The sequence below is a fragment of the Bifidobacterium ramosum genome, from assembly GCF_009299505.1.
Taxonomy (GTDB): Bacteria; Actinomycetota; Actinomycetes; order Actinomycetales; family Bifidobacteriaceae; genus Bifidobacterium; species Bifidobacterium ramosum.
In genome coordinates, this window is record NZ_WBSM01000015.1 from 13,046 (window position 1) to 29,715 (window position 16,670).

At 62.8% G+C, this 16,670-nt stretch carries 13 protein-coding genes; 7 read left to right on the forward strand and 6 right to left on the reverse strand.

Annotated elements, in window-relative coordinates; translation table 11 throughout:
* The first annotated feature begins 411 nt into the window (after positions 1-411).
* The 4 genes from DSM100688_RS10985 to DSM100688_RS11000 all read left to right on the forward strand — a co-directional run bounded on the left by DSM100688_RS10985 (position 412) and on the right by DSM100688_RS11000 (position 4,945).
* Positions 412-1,506: an ABC transporter ATP-binding protein gene (locus tag DSM100688_RS10985; protein WP_152359140.1), complete on the forward strand. Its 1,095-nt coding sequence runs from the start codon at positions 412-414 to the stop codon at positions 1,504-1,506.
* 82 nt (positions 1,507-1,588) lie between these two features.
* Positions 1,589-1,885, forward strand: coding sequence for a transcriptional regulator (locus DSM100688_RS10990; protein WP_240811862.1), 297 nt, complete (start codon positions 1,589-1,591; stop codon positions 1,883-1,885).
* A gap of 611 nt (positions 1,886-2,496) precedes the next feature.
* The gene (locus DSM100688_RS10995; RefSeq protein WP_152359141.1) at positions 2,497-3,501 is read left to right on the forward strand and encodes a CPBP family intramembrane glutamic endopeptidase; all 1,005 of its coding nucleotides are present in this window, start codon (positions 2,497-2,499) and stop codon (positions 3,499-3,501) included.
* A gap of 70 nt (positions 3,502-3,571) precedes the next feature.
* Positions 3,572-4,945, forward strand: a complete 1,374-nt coding sequence (locus DSM100688_RS11000; RefSeq protein ID WP_152359142.1) for a THUMP-like domain-containing protein — start codon at positions 3,572-3,574, stop codon at positions 4,943-4,945.
* 322 nt (positions 4,946-5,267) lie between these two features.
* Here the strand turns inward: DSM100688_RS11000 and crgA are convergent, their stop codons facing one another.
* Positions 5,268-5,735, reverse strand: a complete 468-nt coding sequence (crgA, locus tag DSM100688_RS11005; RefSeq protein WP_152359143.1) for a cell division protein CrgA — start codon at positions 5,733-5,735, stop codon at positions 5,268-5,270.
* Between the two features lie 109 nt (positions 5,736-5,844).
* Here crgA and DSM100688_RS11010 point away from each other — a divergent pair, with 109 nt between their 5' ends.
* From DSM100688_RS11010 to DSM100688_RS11020, 3 genes are all read left to right on the forward strand, one after another.
* Complete coding sequence (locus DSM100688_RS11010) at positions 5,845-6,636, forward strand: DUF881 domain-containing protein (RefSeq protein WP_152359144.1); 792 nt, start codon at positions 5,845-5,847, stop codon at positions 6,634-6,636.
* 86 nt (positions 6,637-6,722) lie between these two features.
* Positions 6,723-7,772: a class E sortase gene (locus tag DSM100688_RS11015; RefSeq protein ID WP_204316749.1), complete on the forward strand. Its 1,050-nt coding sequence runs from the start codon at positions 6,723-6,725 to the stop codon at positions 7,770-7,772.
* An 83-nt stretch (positions 7,773-7,855) separates the two neighbouring features.
* Positions 7,856-8,500 (forward strand): anthranilate synthase component II, encoded by a 645-nt coding sequence (locus DSM100688_RS11020; protein WP_152359159.1) that lies wholly within the window; start codon positions 7,856-7,858, stop codon positions 8,498-8,500.
* A 433-nt stretch (positions 8,501-8,933) separates the two neighbouring features.
* Here the strand turns inward: DSM100688_RS11020 and pknB are convergent, their stop codons facing one another.
* The 5 genes from pknB to DSM100688_RS11045 are packed head-to-tail and all read right to left on the reverse strand — an operon-like array spanning position 8,934 to position 16,669.
* A complete protein-coding gene (pknB, locus tag DSM100688_RS11025; protein ID WP_152359146.1) occupies positions 8,934-11,180 on the reverse strand; it encodes a Stk1 family PASTA domain-containing Ser/Thr kinase in 2,247 nt (748 codons plus the stop codon).
* Entirely contained in the window at positions 11,177-12,166 is a 990-nt protein-coding gene (locus DSM100688_RS11030) for a serine/threonine-protein kinase (RefSeq protein WP_152359147.1), read from the reverse strand. Before DSM100688_RS11030 ends, pknB begins: the two co-directional genes overlap by 4 nt.
* Complete coding sequence (locus tag DSM100688_RS11035) at positions 12,163-13,629, reverse strand: peptidoglycan D,D-transpeptidase FtsI family protein (protein ID WP_152359148.1); 1,467 nt, start codon at positions 13,627-13,629, stop codon at positions 12,163-12,165. Before DSM100688_RS11035 ends, DSM100688_RS11030 begins: the two co-directional genes overlap by 4 nt.
* Complete coding sequence (locus DSM100688_RS11040) at positions 13,626-15,011, reverse strand: FtsW/RodA/SpoVE family cell cycle protein (protein WP_152359149.1); 1,386 nt, start codon at positions 15,009-15,011, stop codon at positions 13,626-13,628. The genes DSM100688_RS11035 and DSM100688_RS11040 overlap by 4 nt, the downstream gene beginning before the upstream one ends.
* Positions 15,008-16,669, reverse strand: a complete 1,662-nt coding sequence (locus tag DSM100688_RS11045) for a protein phosphatase 2C domain-containing protein (RefSeq protein ID WP_152359150.1) — start codon at positions 16,667-16,669, stop codon at positions 15,008-15,010. The genes DSM100688_RS11040 and DSM100688_RS11045 overlap by 4 nt, the downstream gene beginning before the upstream one ends.
* Position 16,670: the final 1 nt, after the last annotated feature.

A 16,670-nucleotide genomic window follows, 5' to 3' on the forward strand; every position in this document is an offset into this window, starting at 1 on the left:
TGGTGGATAAGTGTCGAACCTGAGTGGATAACCGCCTACGTATGGTGGATAGTCTGTGGATAAGTTGTGGATAACTCCGAAAAACATTGGAATTGCAACATTCTCGTCGGTGGATAACTTGTTCCGCATATTGGAATATCGGAGCGTGCCAAAAGCGCGCAACGTATGAAGCGACGATCCGTTACTCGTTCTTGACTTTCCGTCGAGGAAAGTGTTATCCTTTCCATAACGGAAACAATCATGGTGATGCGCAACCCGTGAACGCTTCCGGACCGGTCAATCAATCGCACGATCGAACCGCACCGACACGCGGTACCGATCGTTCCTCTGCACACGAAACCCGTCCCGTTCGCATCTAGTTCACCGTATCCGCCGTCGCCCGTCGCCGGTGCCGAGCATAAGGAAGCCATCATGAACCGCAATACCCAGTCTCAAACCGCCGTTCCGGTCGCGCAACAAACCGAACTTCGGCAATCCAATCAATCCAACCGATCCCGGCAATCCGCCGCGGATGCGCTCTCCTTCCTCACCGCAGACCGTGAAGCCACAGCCGATCGTTACACGCTCCCCTTCTCCTTCGACCTGGTCATGTGCGTGTTCCTGGCTCTGATGCTCGCGATGTTCTGGTTGCTGCGCAATGACATATTCGTCTCCGATGACTTCGTGTTCGCGCTCACCATCGGAGGCATGATCGTTGCGCTGGCCGCGTCGGTCGTCGCGCTCATGCTCATATGGCGCAAACGCGGCGTCCACGCCGTCATCTGGCCGCCGACCCGTCTGACGGCGGTGTATATGGTGCTTGAATTCATCCTGGGGATCGTTACGGTCGGCGTCCTCGTGATCGCGCCGCTCGCCCACTGGCAGGCCGCGCTCGTCATCGTCGCCACCGCGCTCGTCACGCTGCTGCTCGAACGGCTGACCTACCGTGAGATCCGCCGTTACATCATCGCCGGCGGCTCCATGTCGCCGTACCTGCTGGAGCACAACCATCGGCGCTACGGTGCGAACGGGGAACTGTGGACCATGGCGCGATTCCGCGCGCTTCCCGACGACGAACGGCGGGCGGCCGCGCAACTGGTCGTCATGCCGCTGTGGTTCTATCCCTTCGTGGCCGCAGGGGTGGTGGCCGTGATCTGGGCCATCGGCGACGTTGCGGTAATGGTCTCGGCCGGGGCCTTCTCGTGGCATCATGCGATTGAAGCCGCATTCCTGGCATCGTGCGCGGGCGTGATGTTTGAGCGCGTCGTGCAATATGTACGCGACAACAATATGGACACCCGCATGCGGCCGCCGACCCGAGTTTGCTGGGCGCTGGCGATCGCCATGTGTGCGATGTGCCTCGTGCCCGTGTATACATGCGGATTCGTGGTCGGATACACGCTGCGACATGCGGAGGTGCCGGTGGGGGACCTGTTCATTCACGGCGCGGTGTTCGTGGTGCTGTTCTCGGTGCTCGGGTGGGTGTATGACCGCAAACAGCGCGACGCGATCGCGGCCGGAGTGTGATCGGCATGACCGGTATGATAAGGGTTCCGCGCCTGGGATGTCCGGGCGGGAACGACTATGAGCCGCGGAAAGGAGGTGCATCGTGAGCGAACCGCAGTTCAACGAGGTGATCCATGCGCCGATGCGCCTGCGCATCTGCGGCATGCTGCACAGTGCGGGCGAGATCGAGTTTGCGGCGATCCGCGACATGCTCGGTGTGAGCGACGCCGTGTGCTCCAAACATCTGAAGGTCTTGGCGGAGAACGGCTACGTCACCCTCGACAAGCGTCCGAGCAACCGCAACGGCCATGACATCACTTGGGTGTCGCTTACCGATGAAGGTGCCGAGGCCTTCGCCTCCCACATCGCTGCCCTCCAGCTCATCGCTGGTATGGCGTGACGTGGTGGACGGTACAGTTTGCCGATCGAGAGGCTGAATCCGCGATTCGTCGGGATCGGTTTGCCGATCGAGAGACGAGCGCTTGCATCATCGGCACCTTCACCGACCACATGTATACCCCCGAACCGGATGATCCGGATGGTGACGCAACGGAGATTCGCCTCTCAATCGTCAAACTGACCGGTACGCGGGCCCGAACCAGCCTCTCGATCGTCATACTCCTGGCAAGCGTATGAAATCGAAAAGGCTTTCTCCACACTCAGAGGCAGATTTCCCCGTCGTGCAGGGGTCTTTCTTCAAAGTGAGAGGCAGTCGCTCTGTGCGTTCGGCCCTGTTGGGGATACGGACAGGCTCGTACGGGGGCATCTGAATCGGTGTTGCACGGGAACGCTGCCTCTCAGTTCGGAGAAAGACCTGCGCAACGTTCACAATCTGCCTCTCAGTTTCAAGAAAACCCTGCATCACGGGTTCTTGGTGCCGCAAATCCCACGACCGGCCTTCCCACACGCCTCATTCGCCATCCGCCCTCAACAGGTGTTGACACCAGCACATCCCACGCGCATCCGCGCCGCATACTGAAACCGCACCCTCACTGCAAAGGAGCCACTCCCATGACCGAAGCAACCACCACCCATGCCAACGACATCAATCGCCCAACCATCCTTACCGCCCGCGAACGCCGTTCCCGCATGCGCGCCTTCGTCGGTCGCAACGCCGGCCTCGTACTGGTCTACATTCTGGTGCTCAACCTTCCCGCCGTGCCGGCCGGCATAGTGTCAGCGATATCCGCCGCATCCTCGCCGGTCGGCCCGGTGCCGCATCTCGACGGCACCATGGTCGCCATCGCCCAATGCGTCGGCATGGTCGCCGCGCTGGCTGTCCTGCTCGTCATTCGTCGCGCGCAAGTCACCGATCGAGCCTTTTGGCTCGGCGCCCCGGATCGCCGCCGTATGACTCCCGGCCGTTTCGCCGCGTTCGTGGCGATCGTCGCCACCATCGGCGGGGTGACGGAAGTCGGTACGGCCGCGTTGCAGTCGTGCTTCGCCCTGTTCGGCATCTCGCTCACTTCGGCCTCCGTGAATGCCATCAACGCCACGATGAACGAATCATCGCTCATGATCGTTGCAGTGGTGGCGCTCGCGCCGGTCATCGAGGAGGTGCTGTTCCGAGGCATGGTGATGGGCGGTTTGCGTGCGCGCGGCAAGATATTCGCGATTGTCACCACGGCTGTGCTGTTCGGGCTGATGCATGGGGATCTGCTGCAGGGATTGTTCGCGGCGTTGGGCGGTGTGCTGCTCGGTTATGTCGCGATGGAGTATTCGCTGGTGTGGGCCATGGCGCTGCACTTCGTGAATAACGGAGTGCTGAGTGTTGGCCTGACGCAGGTGATCGGACTGCTGCCGGATGCGGCGCAGGATCCGGTGTATTATGGGTTCCTTACGGTGACTTCGCTGATCGGATTGGGAGTGCTGTGGCTCCGCCGTACCGAGATCCGCGACTATATTACGGCGAATCGGTCCCCGCGCGGCAGCTATGTTGGATGGACGTCGGCGCGGTTTTTGCTCATGGTGCTGTTCTGCGTCATCGGTTCTTCTGCTGGTTTCTCACTGATGTGACAGTGATATGCGGTGGATGGACGTGTGCCGGAAGGGCGGGCAATCCCGGGCGGCGGATACGCTGGGACGCATGCTGATGTCGCCTGAAACCGCCCGATTCGTGTCCGAACATCGTCGTGATAATGTGCGCGATCTGGCGTTGCACGCCAAGCGCGCGGATGGGTTGGATCTACCGTTTGCGCTCGACCAGATCGCGGGATGGCAGACGGCGCGAGGCAAACTGCCGGAATGGGCGGCGTGCGAGGGGATCGTGTATCCTCCGCATATTTCGATGGAACAGTGCTCGTCCGAGTTTACCGCGCGGTATAAGGCGGAGGTCGCGCGGCGCATCGCGGGGGAGTCGGAACCGCAAGGGCTCCCCTCCGTATGGGGAACTGTCGGCGATAGCCGACTGAGGGGAGAGGAGGGACGTCCCGTTGCTCCCCTCATTCAGTCTGCGACTGACAGTTCCCCTCGGAGAGGGGAGCCAGGGCGGCCGGCCGCTTCCGCCACTCAATTGGTCGACCTGACCGGCGGATTCGGCGTGGACTTCTCGTATATGGCCCGGGAGTTCGCGCAGGCGACGTATGTGGAACGGCAGGAGCATTTGTGCGAGCTTGCCGAGCATAATATGCGGGCTCTGGGATTGCATAACGTGACGGTCGTCAACGGCGATGCGGAGATGATGCTGCGCGACGAGACCGCCACGTTGATCTTCGTCGATCCGGCACGTCGTGACGAGCACGGCGGGCGTACGATCGCCATCGAGGACTGCACGCCGGACGTGCTCGCGTTGCGTGATCGGCTGCTCGCCGCTGCGCCGCACGTTATGATCAAACTGTCGCCGATGCTCGACTGGCGTAAGGCCGTGGCGGACTTCCACGGTGCGGTCAGCGAGGTGCATATCGTCTCTACCGGTAACGAGTGCAAGGAACTGTTGCTCGTTCTTGATCGTCGCATCAATACGATAGTCCACGTATACTGCGTCAACGACGCCGACCGACTGGACTACGACTACGATCCGGCAGACACTGCATCGTCCTCAGCGACCGCCCGTTCCCTCGGCCTCGCGCCGCTGCCGGAGCCCATCACCTACCTGTACGAGCCGAACGCGTCGATCATGAAGGCCGGCTGTTTCGCCCTCGTCGAAGAGCGCTACGGACTCACGCAGATCGGCCCGAACAGCCACCTCTTCATCACCGGCGCGTCCCGGCCGATCGCCAATTTCCCGGGTCGTCGGTTCTCCGTCGACGCCGTTACCACGATGGGCAAAAAGGAGCTGAAAACCACGCTCGCCGGTCTCACCAAGGCCAACGTTGCCGTACGCAACTTCCCGCTCACCGTCGCTCAGTTGCGCAGCAAGCTCAAACTGTCCGACGGCGGCGACACGTACCTGTTCGCCACCACGCTCGCCGGTTCCAAGCACGTCATCCTGCGCTGTTCCCGACTTCCGGCTGGTGACTGACGGCTGACTAACGACCGTCACTCACGCGAGACCGTAACTCAGCACTAACTCACACTTCTCATTGAGTTACGGTCGTCTACGCTCCGTAAAACGACCGTAACTCAACATGAGTGACATGATCTTGTTGAGTTACGGTCGTTCGGAGGGCGTATGGAGACCGTAACTCAATGAGAGATGCGTGATATTGCTGAGTTACGGCCTGCGACGGCAAACGACGACGAACGACAGAACGACGAACGACACCGGAAACGAACAACGGGAGCCTGCAGAAGGCTCCCGTTGCGAAGAGTGATGCCATGACAGGATGGCACGAGGGGAAAACTCACCGCCACCACATGGTCATGATGAAGCCGACCATGATGATCGCAAACGCGATGAGCAGGTTCCACGCGCCGATGTTCGGAATCGGGTAGTTGGTGGTCAGGTAGTACACCACGGCCCAGATCAGGCCGATGATCATGAGCGTGCAGAACAGCGGCACGAACCAGCGCGGATTCGACTTGGTGCCCTTGATCGTCTCCTCGACGCGCTTCGTGTTCTCCGCCTGACGCGCCATCATGCGCTGCATCTGCGGGGTGAGCGACTTCTTGTCGGCGGTGGCGTTGAGCACGGCCTCCACCTGATCCATCGGAACGCCGTAATCCTCGTCGTCCTTGTCATCCGTGGCGGTTGCGGCGGCCTGACCGTCGGCATCGGCGCCGGCAACGGTCTTGGTGTCAGCGGCCGCGGTCTCGTCCTGCCAGTCCTTCTGTTCTTCCGCGTCGTTCTCGTGCGGCTGTGTATCTGCCATCAGCGTAGTCTCCTTTAATTTAGGCTAAAAGTCATCATAGTGGTTAGACTCGAAACTGGCGAATATACCGCCGGATAGTAGCTGGAAGTGCGACAGTGCGGAGGAAGTCATGGCGAGACACACCGGCAAGCACGGCGCGAAGCGTTCGTCGTGGCTGAGCGGCGTCGCCGTGTTCCTTGTGGTCGCGCTCAGCGGCTTTCTGCTGGCGACCAATGTGCGCGTCAATCGCACCACGTCGGTGTCGTCGGATACGGCCGATCTGATCGAGCAGCGCGTCGAACGCGTCAATCAGTTGCAGGATGATGTGAAGCAGCTCAGCTCGCAGGTCGACACGTTGAAGAACTTCGCCAGCGACGACGGCAATGGCTCGGCCGACGGCACGACGACCAACAGCAACGGCAATGAGGATGCTGGCTCGGGCACGATGCTCAGTGCCGTTTCGGGCGCGGGCGTCACGGTCACGCTCAACGACTCGCCGCTGTGGGAGAGCATGGTTGACAACTCCGGTTCCGCCGCGAACATCAACGATTACGTGATTCATCAGGAGGATATCGAGTCCGTGGTGAACGCGCTGTGGGCGGGCGGCGCGAGGTCGATGATGATTCAGGATCAGCGCGTGCTGTTCAACTCCGCGGTGATCTGCCAAGGCAACGTGCTGCTGCTGCAGGGCCGTAAGTATTCGCCGCCGTACACGGTGTCGGCGATCGGCCCGACGGATGCCATGATGCGGTCGCTGGAAACCTCCAAGGCCATGAAGGTCTTTCAGGAGTATGTCAGCGCGTTCGGCATCGGGTATAAGGTCGAAGCCAAGGACAATCTTGAATTTCCGGAAACCGCGGCGCTTTTGCAGTCGCTGAAGTACTCAAGCGTCGTCGAGACGCAGAAATCGGACGAACAGTGAGACATGCGAATACTGTGAATCAGAATGGCGGCTTTGGATCCGATCGTCGGCAAGGCGGCTCAGCAACCACCGCGCGCCGCGGCTGGCTGTGGCAGGCGCTAGGCATCGTCGCGGAACTGCTGCTGACCGCCGCCGCGATCTGCGCGCTGTACATCGTGTGGCAGATGTGGTGGACCGGCGTGCAGGCCGAGCACACGCAGATGGAGACGCGGCAGTCGGTGAACTGGTCGTCGCCGGCCAACGGCGATACCACGAAGATCGCGAAGGCACAGCAGGGCGAGCCGCCGGTCGAACCGGAGTCCGCGAACGAAGGCGATCTCATCGCCACCGTATACATTCCGCGATTCGGACAGAACTGGGAGCGCAATCTCGTGCAGGGCACGACGCTCACGCAGCTCAACAAGCACGGCCTCGGCCACTACGACGACACACAGTGGCCCGGTCAGGTCGGCAATTTCGCGATCGCCGGCCACCGCAACGGCTACGGCCAGCCGCTCGGCGACGTCGACAAACTGCAGGACGGCGACGCGATCGTCATCCGCACACAGCACTACTGGTACGTCTACCAGTACACAAGCCATGAAATCGTACTGCCGACCGAAGTGCGCGTGATCGCGTCGAATCCGCAGGATCCCGGCGCAACGCCGACCAAGCGCATGATCACGATGACGACATGCGAACCGAAGTACTCCGACCCGATCTACCGTTGGATCAGCTACGGCGAACTGAAATACTGGGCGAAGGTCGACGACGGCACACCGCAGGAGCTCGCGACGAGCGACGCGAGCGGCGGCGTTGCGTTCACGAACAATCAGGATGCGTCGCCGGTCGCGCAGTTGGATTCGCTGATTCCGGTGATCCAGATCGCGGCGATCGCGTACGCGGTGCTGTTCCTTGCGGCGCTGGCGGCGTGGCGGTTCCCGGTGCTGCGTGCGATCCGCGCCGGCGAGCGTCGCCGCCCGGACGCGAGCATCTACGGCTGGCTGCTGCGGCATCAGCCGGGCGTGCTGCCGATCCGCGCGTTGCTGCTGGTGCTGCTGATGTTCATCGCGTCCGCCGCGTTGTTCCAGTGGGCGTTCCCGTGGGCGGCCGCGAACATTCCGTACCTGCAGCAGATGTCCAATTTCACGGTCTGAGCTGTCGCGCGATACCGCGTTGACGTACACTGAGCCACAGTATTGCACTGTGGCTCTTCGTGTAAGGAGACGGGATGACCGGCATGACAGATTCGGCGCGCATTCTGGTGGTCGATAATTATGATTCGTTCGTGTATACGATCGTCGGGTATCTCAAGACGTTGGGTGCGACGGTGGACGTGGTGCGTAACGATGCGATCGACGCTGCCCAGCCTGGCGTGCTCGACGGCTACGATGGCGTGCTGATTTCGCCCGGCCCGGGTGCGCCGGCCGAGTCGGGGGCGAGCGAGGATGTGATTCGGCTGTGTGCGGCCGAGCGCAAGCCGATGTTCGGTGTGTGTTTGGGATTGCAGGCGTTGGCCGAGGTGTTCGGTTGCACGGTGGATCATGCGCCGACGATCATGCACGGCAAGACGAGTTTGGTCGAGCATATCGATGACGAGATTTTCGAGGGCGTGGCAAATCCGATGACCGCGACGCGGTATCATTCGCTGGCGGTGGAGCCGTCGAGCGTGCCGGACGAGCTCGTGGTGACCGCGTGGACGCAGGGCGACCACATCATCCAGGGCATCAAGCATCGCGATCTGCCGATGTATGCGGTGCAGTTCCATCCCGAATCGGTGATGACGCAGGATGGCTACCGTCTGCTCGCGAACTGGCTGAAGGTGTGCGGTCAGCCGAGCGCTGTCGCCAAGTCCGCCGGCCTCCAGCCCAAGGTCAACAAGTAATTCCCCCTCCACCCGCCGAACGGATATCCATCAACCTCAACTTCGGCGGATATCCCTCAACCACAACGGGTCCCTCACCCTCAACGGACATACAGCCGATTGCGCTGTCGGAATCGGCTGTAAGTCCGTTGAGAAAAACTGTAAGACCCTCTCTTAAGCTCCCCTCTTTCTGTACATGGCGTCTTCTCCTAACGGACATACAGCCGATTACCCCACCCAAATCGGCTGTATGTCCGTTAAGGGGAAGGGCCTCGTTACCGTGCAGCGTGCCTGAACATCCATCACGCACCAACTATCACGCTGAACATCCATCGTACGAAACCTATTCCGCACCAATACAAAAACGGACATGCAGCCGATTCTGATGGTGCAATCGGCTGTATGTCCGTTGAGGGATTAGGGGGTTGGGGTTAGACGGAGCAGCGGCGAGCGGTTAGTTCCCAGTGGTCGTGCCGCCGGAATTGTTCCCGGTCGTGCCCGAGTTGCTGTTGCTGCCGGAGTTGTTCGTGCTCGAGTTGTCGTTGCTGCCGGAATTGTCGTCCGACCCGTTGTCGTCCGACCCGTTATTGGAGTTGTTGTCGGTCGTGCCAGCCTTGGTCGTGACGGTCACTTCGGTGCCCTTGGCGACCTGCTTGCCGGCGTCCGCGATGCTCTCCACCACGGCGGTGGCGTCGGTCGGTCCGCTGGCCTTCGGTGTGAGTCCGGCCGCGGTGATCATCGCTGCGCAATCCGCGTACGTCTGCCCCGCGTAGCAGGACGGCACGGTCACCGGCTGCGGTCCCTGCGACACGGTGATCGTGACGGTCATGGACTTGTCCACCGCCTCGCCGGCCGACGGATTCGTGCTGATCACGGTACCGTCCGGCACGGTGTCGTCGTACGCCTTCTCGATGGTCTGCATGGTCAGGCCCATGTCGGTCAGCGTCTTCTGCGCGGCGGCGATCGGCTGGTTGGTCACGTCCGGCATCTTGGCCTCGCCGCTCGACACGATGAGCGTCACCGCGGTGCCCTTCGGCTGTTCGGAACCGATCTCGGGATCGGTCTTCACCACGTTGTTCTGCTCCACTTCGGCGTCGTCGGTGTACTGCACGCTCGAGTTGACCGTAAAGCCCGCGTCGACGAGCTTCGCGCGCGCCTCGTCCTGCGTCATATCACGCACGTCGGGGATGCTTACCGTCGCCGGGCCGGTCGAGAACCACACCTCGACGGTGGTGCCCTTGTCGACCTTCTTGTCGCCCGTCGGATTCTGCTTGGTGACGGTGCCTGCCGGCTTGTCCGACGTCGAGTCATCGGTGATCTTCGCGACGAGTCCGAGCTCTTCAAGCTGCGACCGCACCTTGTCGCGCGTCACGTTCGACATGGACGTGAAGTCCGGCACGGTGACCTGTTCGTCGGCGACGGACGTGCCGCCGTGCGTCACGAAGTACACGCCCAGCAGGATCGCGATCAGCGCGACCACGCCGATCACCGAGCCGATGATCACGCCGCGCTTCTTCTTGCGTCGCGCCTGTTCGGCCTCCGCACGCTGTTCGGCGCGCGACTTGACTGCGGAACCGGCCGCCGCGCCCGCCGGGCGCATCGCCGACGGCACGACCTCGAACTGCCCGGTCACCGGGTTGAACGCCTGCGTGGCCGTCGTCTCGCCGACGCCCGGCGTCGCGCCGCCCTGCAACCCGGCACCCGGCACGCCTGCGCCCACGCCCGCACCCATCGGCACGGTCGCGCTCAGCGGCATCGTCGCGGTCTGCTCTTCGGCCTGCTTGCGCGCCTTCACGTTCGCCAGATCGGTGAGCGGGTTGAACGCGGCCGCCACCGGCATGCCGCCGTTCATGAACGTCAGGATGTCGTTGCGGAACTCGGCGGCCGTCGCGTAACGATTCTGCCGGTCCTTGGCCATCGCCTTCGCGCAGATCGAATCCCACATCTTCGGCAGTCCGGGCACCACGGCGGACGGCGGCGTCGCCACTTCCGACACGTGCTGGTATGCGATCGCCACGGCCGAGTCGCCGGTGAACGGCGGCCGCCCGGTCAGCATCTCGTACAGCACGCAACCGGCTGAATACAGGTCGGAGCGCATATCGACGGTCTCGCCGCGCGCCTGCTCCGGCGAGAGGTACTGCGCGGTGCCCACCACGCCCTGCGACTGAGTCATCGTCGCGGCGGAATCGTCGAGCGCACGCGCGATGCCGAAGTCCATGACCTTGACCACGCCCTGCTCGGAGATCATGATGTTGCCGGGCTTGATGTCGCGGTGGATGATGCCCATGCGGTGCGAGTATTCGAGCGCCGAGAGTACGCCGAGCATGACCTGTTCGGCGTCGCGCTGCGACAGCGCGCCGTTCGCCTTGATGATGTCGCGCAGCGTCTGTCCCTTGATGTACTCCATCACGAGGTACGGCAGCCGTTCCGTGGTGCCGTCCTCGGCTGTGACCGTCTCCTCGCCCGAATCGTAAATGTTCACGATGTTCGGATTGTTCATCTTCGCGACCGACTGGGCTTCACGGCGGAAACGCGACAGGAAGATCTGGTCGTTCGCCAGATCGGCGCGCATGATCTTGACGGCGACGGTGCGGCCGAGCCGCGTATCCAACGCCACATGCACTTCGGCCATGCCACCGTGACCGATCGACTGGCCGAGCTGGTAACGGCCGTCGGCAAGCGATTTCGGCATGATGCTCATTCCTGTTCCTTCCGTGAGGTCCGCAGTTCGGATGCGGTGTTATCCAAGCTTGAAGCGTCCACTGCGCGCAGCAGCGTGTTGACCGTGTGCGGCAGGCTCACCACGCGGCGCGGCATGCGGCCGGGGTTGACGAACGTGTCCTCGCTGGCCGCGGTCTCCTGGTCGAGCAGCCGGCGTTCGATGCGCGCGAGCGTACGCGAGACGACCAGCGCGTCTTTCGGCCGGTCGAGCGGGTCCTTCGACAGCATCGACATGACGAACTGCCGCAACTGCAGGTCGATCGTCTCCGGCAGCGGCGGCACGGGATCGTTGACGTGCGCGGCGGCGATGTCGACGGGCGTCGCACCGGTGAACGGGCGATGTCCGCACAGGCCTTCGTACGCGACCACGCCGAGCGAGTAGATGTCGGACTGCGGCGTGGCCTGCTTGCCCTGTGCCTGTTCGGGCGAGATGTACTGCGCGGTGCCCACGACCATGCCGTCCTGCGTGATCTGCTCCTGATTGGTGGAGTACGAGACGCCGAAGTCGGTGATCTTCACCTCGCCGCTGTCCGACACCATGATGTTGGCCGGCTTGACGTCACGGTGGATCACGCCGTGCGAGTGCGCGACGAACAGGCCGCGCGCGGTCTGGATGAGGATCGGCAGCAATTCGGTCGGCGGCATCGCGCCGCGTTCGTGATACAGATCGGCGAGCGACTTCGACGGCACGTATTCCATGATGAGGAATCCGATGCCGTCATGCTCATAGTATTCGAACAGCGCGGCGATGTTCGGGTGCGCGAGATTGGCGGAATTGTGCGCCTCCACGCGCAGCCGTTGGAGTTTCGCCTCGTTGCCGGACTGGTCGGAGCGCAGCGCCTTGATGGCGACCGGGCGGCCGAGCTGAATGTCGTACGCCTTCCACACTTCGCCCATGCCACCCTGTGCAAGCCGTCGGTCGAGACGGTATCGGCGGTGGATGAGCTGTCCTTCGATCAGTTTCACTGCTTCAGCGCCTCCTCAATCAGCGACTTCATAATCGGGCCGGCCACGAGCGAGCCATACAGGTCGGTGTTGTGCACCACCACGGATACCGCGACCTTCGGGTTGTCCGCCGGTGCGAAGCCGATGATCCAGCCGTCGATCGCCTGGTTGGCGCTGCCGATCTGCGCGGTGCCGGTTTTCGCGGCGACCTTCACGCCGTCGATCTGCAGCTCCGGATACTCCTTGGTGATCACCGACTCCATCGCGGTCGTGAGCTTGTCGGCCGTGCTGGTGCTGAACGTCTTCGACATAACCTCCGACTTGGTTTCGGAGATGACCGACAGATCGCTGGACCGCACGCGGTCGACGAGCGTCGGTTTCATGAGCACGCCGTCGTTCGCCACGGCGGACGCGATGAGCAGGTTCTGCAGCGGCGTGGTCAGGTTGTCGCCCTGACCGATGGACGCCAGTGCGATGCGGTCGTCGGATTCTCCGCTCGGGAACTTCGCCGCGACGGACGTCATCGGCGTGCCGGTGGACGTGGTGCCGTCCACGGTGATCCTGCTGCCGTAGCCGAACTTTTCGGCCATCGCGTTGATCTTGTCCGCGCCGAGCGCGACGCCGAGCTGCGCGAACGCGGTGTTCGACGAATACGCCAGCGCGTCCTGCAGCGAGATCTTGCCGTTGGTGCCGGCGCCGGCCGTGCTCGAGTTGATGAGGTCGGTGGCCGTGCCGGGCAGCGTGTATGTCGCGCCGGCCGGGATCTGCGTGTCCAGATCGTATTTGCCGCTTTCGAGCGCCGCCGCCATCACCACGGTCTTGAACGTGGATCCCGGCGGATACAGCTGGCTGATCGTGCGGTTGAGCATCGGGTTGGCGTCGTCGCCGACGAGCTGCTGGTACGCCTTGTTCGCGTCGGCCGTGTTGTGCGTGGCCAGCGTGTTTGGGTCGTAGCTCGGCGTGCTCGCCATCGCGAGGATGCGGCCGGTCTTCGGCTCGTTCACGACGACCGCGCCGTCAAAGTCGCCGAGGAGCTTGTACGCGAGGCTTTGCAGCTTCGGGTTGATCGACGTTTCGATGGTCGCGCCCGTGTTTTCGCTGCCGGACAGCACGGACTTGAACCGCTCCCAGAACAGCGCGTCGGATTCGCCGTTGAGCAGTGTGTTGCGCGACGATTCGATGCCCGGGCCGGCGCCCTGCGACACGGAATAGTATCCGGTCACCGGCGCGTACACGGTGCCGTCGGCGTAGGAACGCTGGTATTTGAACGAGTCGTTGGATGCTTCCGATTTGGCGAGAACGGTGCCGTCGGATGCGAGAATCGAGCCGCGCGGCACGCCATACGTATGGTAGATGGCGCGCGCGTTGCGGCCGTCCGCATTGAGTTCGTCGGCGCGCACGGCCGTGATGATCGTCGTGGACAGGCCAAGGATCACGAACAGGACGAGCACTGCCGTGAACAGTTGACGAAGCGACTTGTTCATCGGGTATCACGCTCCTTCTGCAGTTCGTGGTCGCGCAGTGCGGCCAAGGCTTCGTATTGGAAGGTTTCGGACAGGTCGGCGGGCGGTTCCGGTTTGTTCGCCGAGTTCGAGATGACGACGAGCAGCGCCGCGAGAATGTAGTTCGCGATAAGCGACGAACCGCCGGCCGCCATGTACGGCAGGGTCATGCCGGTGAGCGGGATGACGAGCGTGACGCCGCCCACGACCGTGAACACCTGGAACGCCATGGTGAACACGAGTCCGGAGGCGAGCAGCTTGCCGAAGCCGTCCTTGATCTTCATGGCCGTGATGAATCCGGACGCGATGATGATCAGGTAGATCACGAGCACCGCGAGCAGGCCGGTCAGGCCGATCTCCTCGCCGATGGACGTGTAGATGAAGTCGGAGTTGCCGTACGTGGTGAGGTTCGGATAGCCCTGGCCGATGCCGGTGCCGATGATACCACCCGACGCGAGGCCGAAGATGCCGGTGACGATCTGCCACGAACCGCCGAAATGCTTGTTGTACTGCTCGTCGCTGAACGGGTTGAGCCATGCGTCCACACGCGAGCCGACGTGGCTGAAGATCGACGCGGCGAGCACGGCGCCCGCAGCGAACGCGATCAGACCGATCACGATCCAGCTTTTGCGGCCGGTGGACACGTACAGCATCGCGACGAACATCGCGAAGAACATGAGCGAGGTGCCCAGATCGTGCTGCATGACGAGCACGCCCATCGACACGCCCCAGATGATGATGATCGGGCCCATGTCCTTGATGCGCGGCAACTGCAGGCCGAGAACCTTCTTGCCGCCGACGGCCAGCTGGTCGCGGTGGTCGAACAGGTACGCGGCGAAGAAGAACGCGAGGAACAGCTTCGCGAATTCGGCCGGCTGGATGGTGCCGCCCGGCACGCGAATCCACACGCTTGCGCCGTTGATGTCGATGCCGAGGCCCGGCACCATGGGGGAGAGCAGCAACAGCAGGCCCACCACCATGCTCACGTACGAGAACCGACGCAGGATGCGATAGTCGCGCATGCCGACGATGATCGCCCCGGCGAACACCAGCGCCACGATCAGCCACAGCAGCTGTTTCGTGCCGACCGTGGCGCCGGACTGCTGGTCGATGCGTGCGATCATCATCGTGCCGATCGCGTTGAGCATGAGCACGCACGGCATGATCGACTGGCTGGCGTACGGCTGGAACCGAATCGTCAGCCCCCACAGCACGAGGAACATCGCGGCCGCGACGCCGAGCAGGATCGCGTACTGCTGCGGGAACGTGCCTGCGGTGCGTTCGAACATCTGGAAGAACGCGATGAAGCTGATGGCCATCGCGAACAGCAACAGTGAGATCTGACGCAGTCTGGTTTGAATCATTGCGCGTCTCCGTTGCTGTTGTTCGATGAGTTGGTCTTGGATGTGGTCGAGTCGCTCGAGTCGTTCGATTTATTCGACTGCGATGATGACGAGTTGTTGGATGACTTGGACGAGTCCGTCGACTTGTCGTTGTCGTTGTTGTCGATCGCGTCGTCGGCCGCGCCGAAGCTCGGCGTGCTGCCGTCGGTACTCGTGTTCGCCTTGTCCTTGTCCCGTTCCTGTTCGATGGACGTGACGCGCGAACGGGCCTGGTCAAGCGAGTCGACCGCGATGCCCTGCGCGATCTGGTCCTGCCACGACTGCGGCAACGTCGACACCTGTACGTCGGTCCGTTCGACCTCGTGCGACAGCGAGACGCCGAACAGATCCGTGTTCACGCCCTGATAGATCGTGATCACGCCGTCCGCGTTACCGAGATAGTACTGGGTCTGGCTCCACGCGTACGCGCCCCAGCCGCATCCGGCCAGCGCCGCCAGCGTGACGATCACGACCATGGTCGTCGCCAGTCTGCCGCGATGCCGCCGCGTGCGTGTGATCATGCGCTGTTCGGCCTGTTCGTGGTGGATGGCCTTGGCCACTTCCGGGTCGTTCGGATCAGTGGTGAGCCGGCCGTCGGACTTCTTGATGACCGGAATCTCGCCCGTGTCGGGCATCTCGCGTTCGCCGTTCGCTTCGCGTACGATCGACGGCTGCACGAGCCGCGGTGCGACCTTCTCGTCGGATTCGCCGCCGTCGGTTTGCGTGAGCGCGGCCGCACGTTCGGCGGGGGAGGGGTGATCCTTGCGCAGTGCGGGCGCGGTGGCGACCGGCGCGTTCACGATGTCCGCGATCGGTTCGAGGCTCGCGCTTGCCGCGCCGCCGACCAGCAGCGTCTGATGCGGCAGATCGAATGCGTTGGCGTCGAGCGCCAACGTCGCGTCCGCGATCACCGCGGTGACGTTGTCGGTGCTGCCGGCCTTCAATGCCATGCCGACCAGCTTCTGCGCGCACGCCTCCTGATCGGTGCAGTCGGCCATCACCTGTTCGATCGTGGAATCCTCAAGCACGCCGCACAGGCCATCCGAGCACAACAGCCAGCGATCCGCAGGACGGGCCTTGCGGATCGCGATATCGGGGCGGGGATCGATGTCGAAGTCACCGAGCACGCGCATCACCACGTTGCGCTGCGGATGGTTCTTCGCCTCCGCTTCCGTGATGCGGCCGGTGTCGATGAGGTGCTGCACGTAGCTGTGATCGTTCGTCATGCGCGTCAGTTTGCCGTCGCGCAGCAGGTACGCGCGCGAGTCGCCGATGTGCGCGAGCACCCAGTATCCGGCGACGAGCACGACCGCCACGACCGTGGTACCCATGCCCGACAGCTTGCGTTCGCGCTTCGCTTTGCCGACGATCGCGTCGTGCGCGGCGATCACCGAGGATTCGAGCATATGCGCGACCGTCTGGATGTCGCCTTCGACGTCGTCGTGTTCGATGTGTACCAGCGAACGGATCGCGATCGTCGATGCCGTGTCGCCGCCCGCATGGCCGCCCATGCCGTCGCAGATGGCAGCCAGATGTTCGCCGGCGAACGACGAATCCTGGTTGTTGGAACGTACGGTGCCCACATCCGAAACGGTGGTGGAGTAGAGGAACAGGTTTTGCGAGGCTGCGGAATTCGGCATA